We start from the raw sequence: 15880 nt of genomic DNA on the forward strand, positions 1-15880 counted from the left end.
CGCACCCCGGCCGTCGATATCCACGTGAAAGAGCCGTACGTGACGTATGGCCATCCTTCGCCGTTGGCAGGACCATGCGCCTGAGCGCACCAACGGGGCCGAAGGGGGCTCGTCATGGCGGCTTCGGACATGAGCGTGACGCCCTACTGGGAAGTGACCTTCGACGCGGACGGTGACGTCGACACGGGTCAGCGGGACCGGCTGCTCGACGGGGTGGTGCGACGAGGGGTGGTGGACCTCGTGGTCTTCGCCCACGGCTGGAACAGCGACCGTTCCGGGGCCACCGACCTGTACAGCAGGTTCTTCGCCCCGTTCCCGGCGCTCGCCCCGTCGGCGCGGCTCGGCTACGTCGGGGTGCTGTGGCCGTCGATGCGGTTCTCGGACGAGCCGATCCCGGACCACCGGCCGGCACCGGCCACTGCTCCCGCCCGTCCCGCGCTCGACAAGCGCACCCGGCACGCCCTGCTGGAGGTGTTCCCGGGCCGGGCCACGCTCGTGGAGCAGCTGGCCCGGCTGTTGGAGCAACGGCCGGACGAGAGCGCCTCGTTGGAGGAGTTCGGCAGGCTCGTTCGGCTGCTGGTGGAGGTGCCGCCGCAGGGGCCGCAGGGCGCGTTCACGGCGGACACGCTGGCCGAGGGGGTGCCGGAGGGCACGCCCGGGATGCTGTGCGGTCGGACGGCGGGGGTGTGCGCGGAGTTCGCCGTGGCGCTGGCGGAGGTCGAGGCGGCAGCCGACGCGGTCGCCGGAGTGCCCTCCGCCGCGTCCACCACCGGACCCTCGGCCGTGATGACCGGTGCCGCCGTGCCGGGGCCGCAGATGTGGGACGGTGCCCATGAACTGCTGCGCCAGGCCACGTACTTCGCTATGAAGCGGCGGGCCGGGACGGTCGGGGAGCGTGGGCTCGGGCGGCTGCTCGGGCAACTGGCGGAGCGGGCGCCGGACGTCCGGGTCCATCTCGTGGGGCACAGCTTCGGCGCGCGCCTGGTGTCGTTCGCGCTGCGGGGGCTGCCGCACGGGGTGCGCACGGTGAAGTCGGCGACGCTGCTCCAGGCGGCGTTCTCGCACTACGCCTTCGCGGCGCGGCTGCCGCACGACCCCCGGGCGAGCGGGGTGCTGAACGGGCAGCAGAAGCGGGTCGACGGCCCCCTGGTGTGCTGCCACTCCCGGCACGACTCGGCGCTCGGCACGATCTATCCGCTGGCGTCCCGGATGGCGGGCGACGCGCGGACGGTGCGGGGCCTGAGCGTGAACAGTCTGCTGGGCGCGAAGTGGGGCGCGCTCGGCTACGACGGCATCCAGGCGGTGAAGGGCACCCGCTCCTTCCCACTGTCCGCCGCGCTCGCCGGACGGCTGCCGGCGTCCGGCTGTGTGAACGTCGACGCGTCGGCGGTCGTCCGGCGCGGTGGTGCGCCGTCCGGCGCGCACGGCGACATCTGTCACCAGGAGTTGGCGCGGGTCGTGCTGGCGGCGGGCCGGGTCGTCTGACCGGCCCGCCGCCGCACGGGAGTCACCCGCCTCCGGTGGTCAGCGGTGCGAGGTGAACTCCACGACCTGCTGGAAGGTCGGGCGGTTCTGCCAGCTGATCTTGCCGTGCTTGATGCCTCCCAGGGTCCGGTGGATGATCGCGTCGGCGCACCACTGGTCGCCCGCCGAGCAGGACGCGTCCCCGGGGTAGACCTGGGCGGCGGTCTTGCCGGCCGCCTCCTTGAGGGTGTTGATCAGGAGGGTGCGGCAGGCGCTGAGGGTGCCGTCGCCGCAGTACTTCCGGCCGAGCGGGCCCTGCACCGACTCACCGAGCACCGCGCGCATGTCCTTGTCGACGTAGCTCCACCAGCCGTACTGGAAGGAGCTGCCGGCGTGGGAGCCGGTCGGGCCGTGCGCGGCCGAGGGGGACTCGTCGACGGGGAGGTTGGCGGTCATCGCGTCGTACAGCTTCGTGCCGAGGCCGGGTTCGAACTCGGCCTTCACCAGCAGCGGCCACCAGGCGTCCAGGATGCGGATCGCGTCGGCGTCGGCGTAGGTCTTCGAACCGGCCGACGTCTCCGTGCGCTTCGAGCCGGAGGTGACCCACGCCTGGAGCTTGCTGACGGCTGCCGCGGCGGTGGAGTCGGTGACGGGGCTGCTGTTGACGACCTTCAGCAGGTCGGGGACGACGTCCTCGGCGCGCAGGTCGACGAGGGCCGCCTCGGCCATGGCCTTGGTCAGGGAGGCCCGGGTGACCCCGCCGGCGGCGACGAGCCGCTTCACCCGGTCGTCGAGGAGGTTGCCGCGGTGGACGGAGCCGTTGCCCCAGGGGGCGGAGGGGTAGTCCTTGGCCTGCTTGTTGTTCCAGGAGATGTAGTAGTCCTGGTCGATGGAGTTGGGGTGCTCGGAGGGCGGGGTGTAGTCGGCGACGTTGGTGGCCGGGTTCCAGTTGCGCCACTCGTACGGGGCCCGCGCCCACGCGGGGAACTCGGCGTCGACGCCCGCGGCGCGCACCGGGTTGTCGCCGCTGTTGTAGTACGCGGTGTGCTGGGAGTCGGCGTAGAACCAGTTGAAGGTGTAGTTGATGTTCTGGACGGCCTTCTGGAAGGTCTCGGGGCCCTTCACGTAGTCCGGGTCGTTCAGCATCTGGAAGCCGATGATCGACTCGGCCTCGTTCATGTACGAGGAGCGCAGGGTGGTGTAGGCGACCTTCTTGCCGCCGACCGTGGCGCGGTGGGTGACGGGGCCGTACTTGGTGCGCCAGACCTGCATGCGGTACGAGCCGGCCGCGGTGGAGTCGGCGGTGGTGGGCTTCCAGGCGTTGGTCTGCTCGACCTTCTCCATCGGCGTGCAGGTGCCGTGGTACAGGTAGTGGACGTCGTCCTGGCACAGCTCGACGGCGTACGCGTCGATGATGTCCTGGCCCGAGGTGGTGGCGCTCCAGGCGTAGTCCTGGCCGCGGCCGAGTTCGACGTACATGCTCAGGCCGGCGAAGGAGGCGCCGCGGGCGCTGAGGCCGGGGCCCTGGATCTCCTGGAGCATCAGCAGCTGCGGGGCGAAGTAGCCGGTCTGGGGGCCGAAGACGGCGATGGGGTGGCCGCTCGCGGTGTGCTTGCCGCCGACGACGAGGGCGTTGGACATTCCGCGCCGGGCGGAGCTGAGGGCGCTGTCGGTGGCCTTGGACGAGACGCCCTTGGAGGCGGTGCCGGCCGCGCTGCCCGTGCGGTCGTACACCAGGGGTTCCTCGGTGACGGCGCCGTTGTCGGGCAGGGCCATGCCCTGCGGATCGGCGGGCTTGGTGGCGTAGGGGAAGCTGCCGTCGTGGACGGTCAGGGCCGCCTCGGGGTCGTTGCGCTCGCGGAAGGACTCCCAGACCTTGGTGCCCTCGGTGACGCCGTACTTCTCCTGGGCGGCGAGCAGGGAGAGGGCGTTGTTGACCTCGCCGCCGCCGCCCGAGCCGAAGAGGGCGCCGATGACGGAGGCCAGGGCGACCAGGTCGGTGGCCTTGAACTTCTCTATGGTGCCGGCGTTGGTGATGGAGTCCTTGTGGCCGGTCAGGACGTACTCGCCGGGGAAGTAGCGGCCGCTGTCGGAGGCGTCGATGTAGGCGTTGATGCCGTCGAGGTAGGCGTTGACGTCGGCGAGGGCCTGGCGGCCGCGGTCGCCGTTGGTGGCGACGGCCTTGTCGATCTGGGCTTGCAGATCGGCCTCGGTGTAGGGCGCGTGCCGCCAGAACTCCTGCTCGAGGCCCTGGTTGGAGGGGGCGCCGCCGGCGAACGGGGTGAGCTTGCCGCGGCCGACGTGCCGGAAGACGTCCATCAGCCACAGCCGGTCCTGGGCGGCGGCGTACCCGGCGCCGAACTCGGTGCCGTAGCGGGTGGTGCCCGTGATGTGCGGCACACCGGTCTTCTTGTCGCGGACGATGGTGACGTCGGTGCGTCCGGCCGGCTTCAGGGTGGAGGCGACCTGGTCGGAGGCGACGCCGAAGGACGCGTCGTTGAAGAAGGTGTTGATCGTGGCGTTGGTGAGCCCGGTGTATCCCTTGGCGAGGTTGTTGTAGGGCCCGAGTTGGTTGCTCGCGTTCTCCGGCATGCTGCCGAACGCCTGGTTGAGCAGGATCTGCGCGAGGGTGGCGTTGCCGTTCTGGCCCGGCGGCAGGATGTCCGAGCACTGGCCGCCGCAGTAGTCGTTCGCGGCGGCCGCGGCGGCCTTGGTGTCGGCCGTCGCGGCGGCTTTGGTGTCGGCGGCCGCCGCCTGGGCAGCCGGGGAAAGAGGGGACAAAAGACCGGCAACGAGTGCGCATACGGAGGCGGCCTTGAGGAACTCCGGGATTCGACGGGGAGTTCTCACTCTGTCCGGTGCGGTGCGTGAGATGCGTGGGGTGTGCCAGGGCATGGCAGCTCCTCCCGAAGGGGGGTGGGGCCGGATGTTACCGCCGGTATCCCCCGCTTCGAAAGTGAACATGCGTCATCTTTTCGAAGCCGCCCACGGCCGCACAGGTGACGGACAGCGTGAACAGGTACTCGAAAGGAGTCGTAAGCAGGAAGAAGAAGTCAGCAGCGGTCAGACGCAGGCAGGAACGGTCCATGAACGGCTCAGTAGACGACTTATGGGGGTCATCGGAAATCGGATGGAGCCGAATCGCGTGTCGATACGTCTATTCGGCGACGTCGCGCGACGTTCCGAGGACGACGCCGAAGTGACCGAAGTACAGGTGCAGGTGTGACGGAGGTGCAGGGCGATGGCCGGTTTCCGGAGTCTGGCAAGACAGGTGCGCGATCCACGGTGTGATCTGGCACTGCGGCGTTATTCGCTGCGCAAGTGCCTGGAGAGGTTCGCCCCTTATGGGCATCGGGCGACCTGGGACCACTTGTGTTCCCGGGCCGGGTTCGGTCCCGAGGACCGCAACCCCGATCCAGCGCGGCTCGTGGCCGCACTGGACGAGTTGGAGGAGGCCCGCTCCGTCTGGCTCGACTACGAAGTGCAGTTCGCGCAGCGCCGTAAGAAGGAGAAGCACGACGGGCTGCGCAGGCCGGGCAGTGTCGACGACTGGCACCGGCTGACCTGGGGCGGTTTCGGCGTCGCCTGGTGCGACGACCCGAAGGTCCACCCCGACGAACCCCTCGCGGAGGTGCTGCGCCGGCTGATCGCCGCGCTGGAGCGCGAACCGGGCTCGACCTGCCCGGTGTGCGACGGCGAGCGCCTCGTCTGGAAGTACGACCTGGCCCATGAACCGTCCGCGGGCCCGGTCTGCACGGAGTGCGGAATCGTGGTGCCGCGACCGGTACTGACACCCGAGGCCCTGGCCGGCACCAGGCGCGTTCGGATGCTCGTGTCGGCGTAGCACGGCGGGGGTGCGCCGGGGATGCCGCACCCCCGTGCCGTTACGGCCTGACGCCCACCGTGTGCGGGCTCCGCGCCGGGGACCGCGGCCCCCGGGGGCCGGTGCCGTCGACTACGGCTCCTGGACATCGGTGTGGATGGCGAGCTTGAACTCGGCGAGGGTGAGCGGCGTGGAGCGTCTGGTGTCCCCCCGCCCACGCGCCGACACCTTCAGGCCGATGGGTGTGCCCTTGCTCACGAACATCTGCCACAGATACGTGCGGAACTGCCCGCCCCGGGTGAGCGCGCTGTCGGTGGTGGCCGTGGAGTCGTACCGCTTGTCGGTCATGTCCAGCGGGTCGCGCACGAAGCGGGCCCGGTACTCCAGCGTCTTCGGGTCCGCCTCCCAGAACACCATCGCGGAGAGCACCCCCCAGCCGTCGTGGCTCGGCCAGATCAGCCCGGAGCGCGGGTCGGGGAACTCCGACGGGGTGTCACCGCCGTTGGCCGGATCGTGCATGTTCCACGGGTCGTACGACTCCTCCGACACGCCGTAGGGGAAGCGCACCAGGTGGTACCCGTCCGGGTCGTAGCTGACCCGCTGCGCCCCCGAGCGGGCGCTCTCCCACTTCAGCGAACAAATGACGACGCTCATCGACGTTCCTCTTCGTACCGGGCCCGGCGCTCCGCGGCGCGTGACCTTATCAGTAGCAAATTACGTCGCTCCACCCCTTTCCGGTAAGGACAGTTGGGGTCGATGAAACCGAGCTGAGCGCCCGAGGAGTGCCCGATGTCGACGCTGCGCGTCACCGCCGAAGTGCTGACGATCCATGAACACCCCAACGCCGACGCCCTGGAACTGGCCCAGGTGGGCCTGTATCGCGCCGTCGTGGCGAAGGGAGCCTTCCGCACCGGTGACACCGCCGTCTACATCCCGGAGCAGTCCGTGCTCCCGGCCGCTCTGATCGAGGAGCTGGGGCTCACCGGACGGCTGGCCGGCTCCGGGGCGGACCGGGTGAAGGCCGTACGGCTGCGGGGCGAGCTGTCACAGGGCATCGTGTGCCGGCCGAAGGCGCTGGCCGACGTGGATCTGACGGCGGCCGTCGCCGAGGGCACCGACTTCGCGGAGCGGCTCGGCATCGTCAAGTGGGTGCCGCCGATCCCGCCCACGATGAGCGGCGAGGTCGAGTCCGCGCCGGATCTGCTGCCCTGGGTCGACATCGAGAACATCCAGCGCTACCCGGACATCTTCACGCCCGGCGAACCGGTGGTCCTCACCGAGAAGCTGCACGGCTCGGCCTGCCTGATGACGTATCTCGCCGAGGACGGCCGTGTCCAGGTCTCCTCCAAGGGCTTCGGCGGCAAGTCCCTCGCGCTGAAGGAGGATCCGCGCAACCTGTACTGGCGTGCCGTCCACGGCCACGGGGTCCCGGAGGTCGCGGCCCGGCTCGCCCAGCGGCTCGGCGCGCGCCGGGTCGGCGTCTTCGGCGAGGTGTACGGCGCCGGGGTGCAGGACCTGACCTACGGCGCCGACGGCCGCCGCGAGAGCCTCGGTTACGCCGTGTTCGACGTCTCCGCGGAGATCGACGGCCGGGTCCGCTGGCTGGACACCGTGGAGCTGACCGACCTGCTCCACGGTGAACTCCCCCTTGTACCGCGTCTGTACGAGGGCCCCTACGCCGTCGACCGGGTGCTGGAGGTCGCCACGGGACGGGAGACCGTCTCCGGGCGGGAGATGCATCTGCGCGAGGGCGTGGTGATCCGGCCGGCCGTCGAGCGGTACAGCCCTGTGACGGGCGGACGGGCCATCGCGAAGGCGGTCAGCCCGGCGTATCTGACCCGCAAGGGCGGCACCGAGTACGAGTGAGCAGGCCTGCTGGTACTTCGGGTCCCCGGGGGCTGCGGGTCCCCGGGGGCCGCGGACCCACGGGGGCTTCGGGGCGCTACTCGGCGGCCGTGCCACCGCGCGGCTCGGTCGTCGGGGCGGTCCGGTGCTCGACCATGAGCCGGGAGCCGGTCTGCCGTTCGCCGAAGGCGTCGTCGGGGTTGGACAGCACACAGGTGGCCAGGGACAGACAGCCGCAGCCGATGCAGTCGGTGAGGTGGTCGCGGAGGCGGTTGAGCTGCTTGATCCGCTCGTCGAGCTCGGAGCGCCAGGCCTCGGACAGATGCGCCCAGTCCTCCCGGGTGGGCGTGCGCTCCTCGGGCAGCTCGGCGAGCGCCTCACGGATCGTGGCGAGCGGGATGCCGACCCGCTGCGCGGCCCGGACGAAGGCGACGCGACGCAGGGTGTCCCGGCTGTAGCGGCGTTGGTTGCCCGAAGTGCGGCGGCTGCTGATCAGCCCCTTGGACTCGTAGAAGTGCAGGGCCGAGACGGCGGCACCGCTACGGGCGGACAGCTGGCCGACGGTCAACTCGTGGATCTTCTCAGGAATCTGGGGCACCCCTCCGAGCCTACCGACCCCGGGCGGCGCCGCCGTCCGTTGACAGGAGCCGCCCGCCCGACCATGCTAAGCAGTTGCTTAGGCATATGGGACAGGGTTGACGCGGATGCGGTGGCATCCGGGATGCGGGAGGCCGGGACATGGCAGAGCCGAGGATCTTCACGTCCGCCGAGGAGCTGAAGGCGGCGGTGGGCGAGCAGCTGGGGCACAGCGACTGGCTGGAGGTCGACCAGAAGCGGATCGACCTGTTCGCGGAGGCCACCGGCGACCACCAGTGGATCCACGTCGACCCGGAGAAGGCGGCCGCGGGCCCCTTCGGCACGACGATCGCCCACGGTTATCTGACCCTGTCGCTGCTGCCGTTGTTCGTGCCTCAGGTGCTCAAGGTCGACAACGTGAAGATGGGCGTCAACTACGGCACCAACAAGGTGCGCTTCCCCGCGCCCGTCCCCGTGGGCTCCCGGCTGCGGGCGACGGCGACCCTCCAGGACGTCACGGAGGTCGGCGGCGGTGTGCAGGTGACCGCCGCGGTGGTGGTGGAGCGTGAGGGCGGGGACAAGCCGGTGTGCGTGGCGGAGTCCGTGTCGCGCTTCTACTTCTGAGCGGGCGCCGGGCGCTGCCGAGCCGGTGACACGGCCTTGCCGGGGCGGTGAGGCGGCCGTCCGGCCGGTGATGGCGCGGCGGAGGTGAGAGACCGCCGCGCCACGGGTACCGCAGTGCGCACCGGTCGGGCATGGCCCACCGGGGCGGACCGCCGTCACCGGGCTCAGGGAGCCACGGCGCGTCCGGTCTGGGGCGAGATCCGCCCGGCGCACAGGCCGCGGGCGGCCAGCGTCTGCGCGATGCGCGGGATCGCCGCACGCGTGTTCGCGGGCCCGTCGTGCATGAGGATGACCTGCCCGTTGGTGAGCCGGCCGACGGACTGCACGATCGCGTCCGCACTGGCGTTGTTCCAGTCCTGCGAGTCGACGTTCCACAGGATCTCGGTCAGACCGCGCCTGGCCGCGACGGACTTCACCGTCGCGTTGGTGTCCCCGTACGGCGGCCGGAACAACTGCGGAGTGCCGCCGCCCGCGTTCGCGACGGCCTGCTGGGTGCGGGCGAGCTCCGAGTCGATCTGTGCCGTGGAGAGCCGGGTCAGATACGGGTGCGTGTAGCTGTGGTTGGCCACCCACATCCCGGCCGAGACCTGGGCGCGGACCTGGGCCGGGTTCGCCGCCGCGTTCTGGCCCGTGTTGAACATCGTGGCCCGCAGCCCGTTCTGGCGCAGCGCGTTGAGCAGGGCCGAGGTGTTGCCGGTCGGGCCGTCGTCGAAGGTGAGTCCGACGTACCCGTTGCAGGCGGCGGCCCCGACGGCCCCCGCCGGTGCGGCGGTGCCGGCGGTGAGGGCGCCCACGGCGGCCATCACGACGGCGGCCGGGAGCGCCACCAGGGAACGTGAGGACCGGCGTCGGGAGGGCCGCGCCGACGGATGTGCCGACGACCGGGCCTGGAACGGAGCAGTCATCATCAACCGCCGACCGTGATGCTGGAGTTGCCGCTGCTCTGGTAGCCCTCCGTCGCCATGATCATGTAGTAGCGGAAGTTGCCCAGGGGCATCCCGGCGCGGCCCCAGGCGTCGAAGTGGTTGCCTGTGGTGATGCTGCCGCCGGTCCGCCTCTGCTGACGGACGCTCCAGTACTGGTCGAAGGTGCGGTTGCCCTCGACGGACGGGGCGTTGTACCGCGTCGTCCGGTAGATGTCGTACGTGCCGCCGTCGCTGTTGACCGTGCCCCGGTAGGTGCCCGTGGGCCGGTAGGTGCCCCAGTTGTCGACGATGTAGTACTCGACGAGCGGGTTCGACGTCCAGCCGTAGAGACACAGGTACGCGTTGCCCGACGGGTTGAAGCTGCCCGAGTAGGTCACCGTCCTGCGGGAGCCGTTGCTCCAGCCCTTGCCGCAGACGAAGTTGCCGGTGTTGCGCCAGGAGGTCCGGTAGGCGCCTCCGTTGGCCAGCGTCATGGAGACGGACCCCGGGGAGTCGGTCCAGAACGAGTAGTAGAAGCCGCTGTTGGTACCGGTCTGGTTGCTGGTGACGACCGTGTCGGCGTGGGCGGTGCCGGGCAGTGTGAGCGTGGTCGCGGCGGCCAGCGCCGTGGCGCCGACGCCGCCGAGGAACAGCCTGCGGCTGGGGGTGCCGGGCACGGGTGCGGGTGCGTCGTTCATCTGGCGTGCTTCCTCCCTCTCGTGGGGCCCTGTTACGGGGGAGTGTTGAACTGCCCCTGTCAACTGTCAACGGTTTCGGCAATGATCCCGAAACATTCGCCCGACGAAATGGACCGAGGAAATGCCGTACTAGCTGCTCAGAGAGGGTTGATGCCACCCGGAGGAAATACTTTCCCCAAGGTCTCGAAATGCGAAGATCAAAAGCCCGATCCATACTCTTCGAATGTTTCGGAGAGGAGGCCGAACCATGCCGACGGTCATGTGGCCGCGGTCGCGAGGACGTCGTCCGAGAGCGGGGCGCGGGATGCGCCAGTCCTCCGCGAAGACCGCTCCCCCGCCCTCCACGGCCGCGGCCCCTACGACCTACTTCGTGGCGCGCACCATCGACCTACTTCGTGGCGCGCACCATGCGCAGGACGAGGTCGGCGTAGAGGGCGCCCACCTCGTCGGGGGTGCGCGGGCCGTTGACGTTGAACCAGCGGGCCACGTCGATGCACAGGGAGAGGACGGCCACCGTGGTGCCCTTGACGTCGGGCACGTCGAAGTCGCCGGCGGCGACGCCGTCCTGGATGATCCGGCGGACCGCGGCGTCGTTCTGGCGGCGCAGGGCGACGATCTCGGCGCGGGCTTCGGGGCCCAGCGCGTCGAGTTCGTACTGCACGACACGGGCGACGGTGTGCTGCCCGGCGTGCCAGCGGACGAAGGAGCGGACGGCCTCGGCGAGGCGGTCGGCCGGGGTGCCCTCGGAGTCGGCGGCGGTGCGCAGGACGTCGAGGGCCTTCTCGTGGCCGATGCGGCTGATCCGGTGGAGCAGCTCTTCCTTGGTCTTGTAGTGGATGTAGAGCGCGGCCGGGCTCATGCCGGCGCGGCCCGCGATGTCACGGGTGGTCGTGGCGTGGTAGCCGCGTTCGGCGAAGGCCTCCACAGCGGCCACCAGCAGCCGTCGGGCCGCGTCCGGGCTGACCTCGCCCCACGGCTGCGGCTCGCCGCCGGCCGTCTCCTCCGCCGTACTCATCGATCGTTCGCCCCTTCCCGTGGCTGGGCACCACCATACCGCCGAGGGTGAGCGAGCGCTTAGAGTGCCCGCTCAGCGGGGTGAGCGGGCGGGGACGCGACCATGTGGGGGCGGGTGGCCGGCGTTGGGCGTGCACGGCGGTGAGGGGCGTCAGAGTTTCTCGAAGGGGTCGTGCTCGGCGAGGAGTTTCTCCAGCCTGGCCTGGTCGACCCGGCTGACGATCTGCCCGGCCTCCTGCCGGTCGCGGATCACCTTGGACAGGGTGAACGCCGAGGTCACGAGGTACAGGACCGCGATGGCGAGGAAGGCGCGGACCCAGACGTCGGCGTCCAGGTTGTAGATGCCGACGCCGGTGGCCGCCATGGCGACGGCGAACGACGCGACGGCCTGCCCGTAGAAGGCGGCCGTGTTCTGCTGCTTGACCGGTGTCTCACTCATGGGGACCAGGGTCGACGGATGTGGGGCGTGCCACATCCGCGCGGATACTCAGTCCGGGACCGCTCCCGGTACTCAGAACCCCTGCCGCCCCGGCGCTCAGAACGCCGACACCCCGGTCAGTGCCCGCCCGATGAGGAGTTTCTGGATCTGGCTGGTGCCCTCGTACAGGGTCATCACGCGGGCGTCGCGCAGGAGTTTGCCGACCGGGTACTCGTCGATGTAGCCATAGCCGCCGAAGACCTGGAGGGCGTTGTTCGCGGCGCGGACGGCGGCCTCGGAGGCGAACAGCTTGGCCTTGCTCGCCTCGGTGGCGAAGGGCAGGCCCCGGTCGACGAGGTCGGCGACGCGCCAGGTCAGCAGCCGGGCGGCGTCCACGTCGACCGCTATGTCGCTGAGGAGTTCCTGGACGAGCTGGTGGTGGGCGATCGACCGGCCGAACTGCTCGCGCTCGCCCGCGTACCGGACCGCCGCGTCGAGTGCGGCCTGGGCGATGCCGACGCAGCCCGCGGCGACCGACATCCGGCCCTTGGCTAGCGCCGACATGGCGACGCCGAAGCCCTTGCCCTCGGGGCCGAGCATCGCGGAGGCGGGGACGCGGACACCGTCCAGGACCAGTTCGGCGGTGGCCTGGCCGCGCAGGCCCAGCTTGCCGTGGACGGTGCGGCGGGTCAGGCCGGGGGTGTCGGTGGGGACGAGGAACGCGGTGACGCCCTGGTGGCCGGGGGCGTCGGTGGAGCGGGCGAAGAGGAGGACGACATCGGCCCAGGTGCCGTTGGTGATGAACATCTTGGTGCCGTCGAGGACGTAGTCGTCGCCGTCGCGGACCGCGCGGGTGGCGAGGTTGCCGGCGTCGGAGCCGGTACCGGGCTCGGTGAGGCCGAAGCAGCCGACATACTCCCCCGCCGTCAGCCCCGGCAGCCAGCGCCTCTTCTGCTCCTCGCTCCCCCAGGCCGCGATCGTCTTGGCGACCAGACCGAGGGAGACGGAGACGATGCCGCGCACCGAGGAGTCACCGCGGCCGAGTTCCTCGGTGACCAGGCAGTACGCGAGGTGGTCACCGCCGCAGCCGCCGTAGTCCTCGTCGACGGTGAGCCCCAGGAAGCCGACCTCGCCGAGCTTCTTCACGATCGAACGGTCGACGCTCTCGGCGCGGTCCCAGTCCACGACGTGCGGGGCGATCTCGCGCTCCACGAAGTCCCGGGCGAGTCGGCGGACGGCGGTCTGCTCCTCGCTGAGCTCCAGGTTCACGGCGGCTCACCCCTCCTTTAATTATCACTGCTAGTTTAATGGCGCACCCCTACTATGTGCGCCATGGCCCGACCGCGCAAGCCCCTGCTGAGCACCGACCGCATCGTGGAGACGGCACGGCATCTGGTCGACGCGGAGGGGCTGGCGGCCCTGTCCACCCGGCGGCTCGCGGCCGAGCTGGGGGTGAGCGGGCCCTCGCTCTACAACCACTTCCGCACCAAGGACCAGATCCTGGAGGCGGTGGCGGACTCGGTGAGCGCCCAGGTCGACCTGTCGATGTTCGAGGACGGACGCGACTGGCGTACCGCGCTGCACGACTGGGCGCTCTCCTACCGCGGCGCCCTGCGCGTCCATCCGAACATCGTGCCCGTCCTCGCACGGGGGCCCGGACGGCGGCCCGCCGGGCTGCGGGTCGCCGACGCGGTCTTCGGCGCCATGGTCGACGCGGGGTGGCCCGCGGCGCAGGCCACGTCCATCGGGGCGCTGATGCGGTACTTCATCATGGGGTCCGCCCTCGGGTCGTTCGCCGGGGGTTTCGTGGACGACGAGAGCGCGTACGACCCGGCGGACTACCCGCATCTCGGCCAGGCGCATCTGCTGGCCGAACAGCAGGAGAAGGTGGACGAGCGGGCGTTCGAAGCGGGCCTGAACGCGCTGCTGGAGGGCCTGGCGGCACAGTACGAGCGGGTCGTCCGACAGGGGTCCTAGGACCCTCCGAGCTCGGCGTCCGAAAATCGCGAGCCCCCGTGCGGCGGCCCGCCTAGCCTCGGGGCATGGCTGAGAACTCCCGGGTCCGTCCCGTCCGTCGTGCCGAGCTCCTCGCCGGTGGGGCCGCCCTCGTGACCGTCGTGCTGTGGGCGTCCGCCTTCGTGTCCATCCGCAGCGCCGGGCAGGCGTACTCGCCGGGGGCGCTGGCGCTGGGCCGGCTCGGGGCCGGGGCGGTGGCGCTCGGGCTGATCTGGGCGGTACGGCGGGAGGGCCTGCCGCCACGGGCCGCGTGGCGGGGGATCGCGGTGTCCGGGGCGCTCTGGTTCGGGTTCTACATGGTCGCCCTGAACTGGGGCGAGCAGCAGGTCGACGCGGGTACGGCCGCGCTGGTCGTCAACATCGGCCCCATCCTGATCGCCCTGCTCGGCGCCCGTCTGCTGGGCGATCCGATGCCGCCCCGGCTGCTCGCGGGCATGGCGGTGTCGTTCGCGGGCGCCGTCGCGGTGGGGTTGTCGATGTCCGGCGAGGGCGGAGCGTCGGTGCTGGGCGTCGTGCTGTGCGTGCTCGCGGCGGTGGCGTACGCGGGCGGCGTGGTCGCGCAGAAGCCCGCGCTGGGCTCGGCGAGCGCCCTCCAGGTGACCACCTTAGGCTGTCTCGTCGGCGCCGTGTTGTGCCTGCCGTTCGCCGGGCAACTGGTGCGGGACGCGGCCGACGCGCCGCTGTCCGCGACCCTCAACATGGTCTACCTGGGCGTCTTCCCGACCGCGCTGGCGTTCACGACCTGGGCGTACGCCCTGTCCCGTACGACCGCGAGCCGGATGGGCGCCACCACGTACGCCGTGCCCGCGCTGGTCGTCCTCATGTCATGGCTGGCGCTGGGCGAGGTGCCGGGGCCGCTCACCCTGGCCGGTGGCGCGCTGTGCCTGGCGGGTGTGGCGGTGTCCCGGCCGCGGGCCGGGACCGGGGCCGGGGCCGGGGTGACGGACGTCGCGGTGACCGTGGCTCCGGACACGGTCCGGAGCCACGGTCCGAGCGCGATCGGACCTCTTAGCCGACGTGGCTAACCGACCTGTTCCGCCGGCTCCGCCCGGGGGGTCGGCTCGGTGCGCGCACTCGCCCGCCGGGCGAGGACCCTGATCGACAGGAGCGCCACCACCGAGAGCACGATGATGTACGCGGACACCGCCATCGACGTGCCGGTGGCCTCCAGCAGCAGCACCATCAGGAACGGCGCGAGGCCGCCGCCGAGGACCGCCGCGATCTGGTAGCCGAGCGAGGCACCCGTGTACCGCATCTCGGGTGTGAACAGCTCCGCGAACAGGGCGGCCTGCGGCCCGTACATGATGCTGAGGAAGCAGCTGGCGACGAACGTGCCGACGGCCAGCCACACCAGGGAGCGGGTGTCGATGAGCAGGAACAGCGGCACGGCCCACAGGGCGATGCCGGCCGCGCCGAACGCGTAGATCCGGATCCGGCCGACCCGGTCGGAGAGGGCCGCGGCGGCGGGGATCAGCACGAGCTGGGTGAGGCTGACGCACAGCGAGACGGCGAGGACGGCGCCGCGCCTCATGTCGAGTTCACGGGTGGTGTAGTCGAGGACGCCGGTGATGAGGATGTAGAACGTCGCGGTGTTCACGGCGAAGGATCCACCGGCGAGGAAGACCGTGCCGAGGTGACCGCGCAGGATCGTCCTGAGCGGGGAGCTCTTCTCACCCCTCTCCCGCTCCGTCAGTTTCCGTTCCGCCGCCCGGAACTCGGGGGTCTCCTCCACGTGGCGGTGGATGTACCAGGCGAGGCCGAGGACGAACAGGCCGACCAGGAAGGGCACGCGCCAGCCCCAGGCGGTGAACGCCGCGTCGTCGGTGGTCGCGCCCACCACGAGGAACATCGTGTTGGCGCTCACCACGCCGATCGGCACGCCGAGCTGCACGAAGCTGCCGTACACCCCGCGCTTGCCCTCGGGGGCGTACTCGGTGGCGAGCAGCATCGCGCCGCCCCACTGAGCGCCGACGGCGACGCCCTGGGCGACCCGGAAAAGGACGAGCAGGACCGGAGCGGCGATCCCGATCGTCTCGTACGTGGGGAGGAGACCGATGCCGGTGGTGGCGAGGCCCATCAGGGTGAGGGCCAGGACCAGCATCGGCTTGCGGCCGCGTTTGTCACCGAGGTGACCGGCGACGATGCCGCCGAGGGGGCGGGCGAGGAAGCCGACGGCGAAGGTGGCGAACGCGGCGAGGACGCCCGCGGAGGAGCTGCCGGCGGGGAAGTAGAGGTCGCCGAGGACGAGGGCCGCGGCTATGCCGAAGACGAAGTAGTCGTACCACTCGACCGCCGAGGCGAGGGCCGCGGCGGTGGCGACCTTGCGGCGGTGGCGGGGGTCGGGCTGCGGGGGACGGGGAGAAGGAGCGGTGTCCATGCGTGCACACTCCGATGGGTGCGGGGACGTTCCCGGGAACGTACTGACCGGACGGTATGTCGGTCAACGGTTGTGCACGGGTGGGTTCCGTTCCGGGGCGCCTCATGACTCGGAGGGTGC

The 15880-nt window shown here is 71.0% G+C and carries 16 protein-coding genes; 7 read left to right on the forward strand and 9 right to left on the reverse strand.

The features are described from left to right. The first annotated feature begins 114 nt into the window (after positions 1–114). The gene (locus tag SMA5143A_RS10730) at positions 115–1485 is read left to right on the forward strand and encodes a serine-threonine protein kinase (RefSeq protein ID WP_107462638.1); all 1371 of its coding nucleotides are present in this window, start codon (positions 115–117) and stop codon (positions 1483–1485) included. Between the two features lie 39 nt (positions 1486–1524). Here SMA5143A_RS10730 and SMA5143A_RS10735 read toward each other — a convergent pair whose 3' ends face one another. After that, complete coding sequence (locus tag SMA5143A_RS10735) at positions 1525–4359, reverse strand: penicillin acylase family protein (protein WP_107462639.1); 2835 nt, start codon at positions 4357–4359, stop codon at positions 1525–1527. A 67-nt stretch (positions 4360–4426) separates the two neighbouring features. On the opposite strand from SMA5143A_RS10735, the gene SMA5143A_RS42545 reads away from it, so the two are divergent. Both SMA5143A_RS42545 and SMA5143A_RS10740 read left to right on the forward strand, forming a co-directional pair. Then, the gene (locus SMA5143A_RS42545; protein WP_146193892.1) at positions 4427–4690 is read left to right on the forward strand and encodes a hypothetical protein; all 264 of its coding nucleotides are present in this window, start codon (positions 4427–4429) and stop codon (positions 4688–4690) included. A 15-nt stretch (positions 4691–4705) separates the two neighbouring features. Further along, positions 4706–5308, forward strand: coding sequence for a hypothetical protein (locus SMA5143A_RS10740; protein ID WP_055521508.1), 603 nt, complete (start codon positions 4706–4708; stop codon positions 5306–5308). A 111-nt stretch (positions 5309–5419) separates the two neighbouring features. Here SMA5143A_RS10740 and SMA5143A_RS10745 read toward each other — a convergent pair whose 3' ends face one another. Then, entirely contained in the window at positions 5420–5941 is a 522-nt protein-coding gene (locus SMA5143A_RS10745; RefSeq protein ID WP_107462640.1) for a hypothetical protein, read from the reverse strand. 135 nt (positions 5942–6076) lie between these two features. Between SMA5143A_RS10745 and SMA5143A_RS10750 the strand changes: the two genes are divergently transcribed. Then, positions 6077–7153, forward strand: coding sequence for an RNA ligase (ATP) (locus SMA5143A_RS10750; protein ID WP_107462641.1), 1077 nt, complete (start codon positions 6077–6079; stop codon positions 7151–7153). Between the two features lie 76 nt (positions 7154–7229). On the opposite strand, the gene soxR is transcribed toward SMA5143A_RS10750, so the two are convergent. Further along, complete coding sequence (gene soxR / locus SMA5143A_RS10755) at positions 7230–7730, reverse strand: redox-sensitive transcriptional activator SoxR (RefSeq protein ID WP_107462642.1); 501 nt, start codon at positions 7728–7730, stop codon at positions 7230–7232. A 140-nt stretch (positions 7731–7870) separates the two neighbouring features. On the opposite strand from soxR, the gene SMA5143A_RS10760 reads away from it, so the two are divergent. Continuing rightward, a complete protein-coding gene (locus SMA5143A_RS10760; RefSeq protein ID WP_107462643.1) occupies positions 7871–8332 on the forward strand; it encodes a MaoC family dehydratase in 462 nt (153 codons plus the stop codon). A gap of 164 nt (positions 8333–8496) precedes the next feature. Here the strand turns inward: SMA5143A_RS10760 and SMA5143A_RS10765 are convergent, their stop codons facing one another. The 5 genes from SMA5143A_RS10765 to SMA5143A_RS10785 all read right to left on the reverse strand — a co-directional run bounded on the left by SMA5143A_RS10765 (position 8497) and on the right by SMA5143A_RS10785 (position 12636). Continuing rightward, complete coding sequence (locus SMA5143A_RS10765) at positions 8497–9135, reverse strand: polysaccharide deacetylase family protein (protein ID WP_107462693.1); 639 nt, start codon at positions 9133–9135, stop codon at positions 8497–8499. Between the two features lie 104 nt (positions 9136–9239). Further along, on the reverse strand, positions 9240–9935 hold the full coding sequence (locus SMA5143A_RS10770) for a glycoside hydrolase family 11 protein (RefSeq protein WP_107462644.1): 696 nt from the start codon (positions 9933–9935) through the stop codon (positions 9240–9242). 388 nt (positions 9936–10323) lie between these two features. After that, positions 10324–10950 carry a TetR/AcrR family transcriptional regulator gene (locus SMA5143A_RS10775; protein ID WP_099965670.1) on the reverse strand — a complete coding sequence of 209 codons (627 nt, stop codon included), beginning with the start codon at positions 10948–10950 and terminating at the stop codon, positions 10324–10326. Positions 10951–11100: 150 nt separating this feature from the next. Then, the gene (locus tag SMA5143A_RS10780) at positions 11101–11388 is read right to left on the reverse strand and encodes a YiaA/YiaB family inner membrane protein (protein ID WP_055521519.1); all 288 of its coding nucleotides are present in this window, start codon (positions 11386–11388) and stop codon (positions 11101–11103) included. 96 nt (positions 11389–11484) lie between these two features. Further along, complete coding sequence (locus SMA5143A_RS10785; protein WP_107462645.1) at positions 11485–12636, reverse strand: acyl-CoA dehydrogenase family protein; 1152 nt, start codon at positions 12634–12636, stop codon at positions 11485–11487. Positions 12637–12699: 63 nt separating this feature from the next. On the opposite strand from SMA5143A_RS10785, the gene SMA5143A_RS10790 reads away from it, so the two are divergent. Continuing rightward, positions 12700–13344: a TetR/AcrR family transcriptional regulator gene (locus SMA5143A_RS10790; protein ID WP_107462646.1), complete on the forward strand. Its 645-nt coding sequence runs from the start codon at positions 12700–12702 to the stop codon at positions 13342–13344. A 65-nt stretch (positions 13345–13409) separates the two neighbouring features. Beyond that, the gene (locus tag SMA5143A_RS10795; RefSeq protein WP_107462647.1) at positions 13410–14408 is read left to right on the forward strand and encodes a DMT family transporter; all 999 of its coding nucleotides are present in this window, start codon (positions 13410–13412) and stop codon (positions 14406–14408) included. On the opposite strand, the gene SMA5143A_RS10800 is transcribed toward SMA5143A_RS10795, so the two are convergent. Further along, positions 14405–15760, reverse strand: a complete 1356-nt coding sequence (locus SMA5143A_RS10800) for an MFS transporter (RefSeq protein WP_107462648.1) — start codon at positions 15758–15760, stop codon at positions 14405–14407. The two genes, SMA5143A_RS10795 and SMA5143A_RS10800, sit on opposite strands and share 4 nt — an antisense overlap. Positions 15761–15880 lie beyond the last annotated feature (120 nt).

The sequence above is a fragment of the Streptomyces sp. MA5143a genome (assembly GCF_900290235.1).
Taxonomy (GTDB): Bacteria; Actinomycetota; Actinomycetes; order Streptomycetales; family Streptomycetaceae; genus Streptomyces.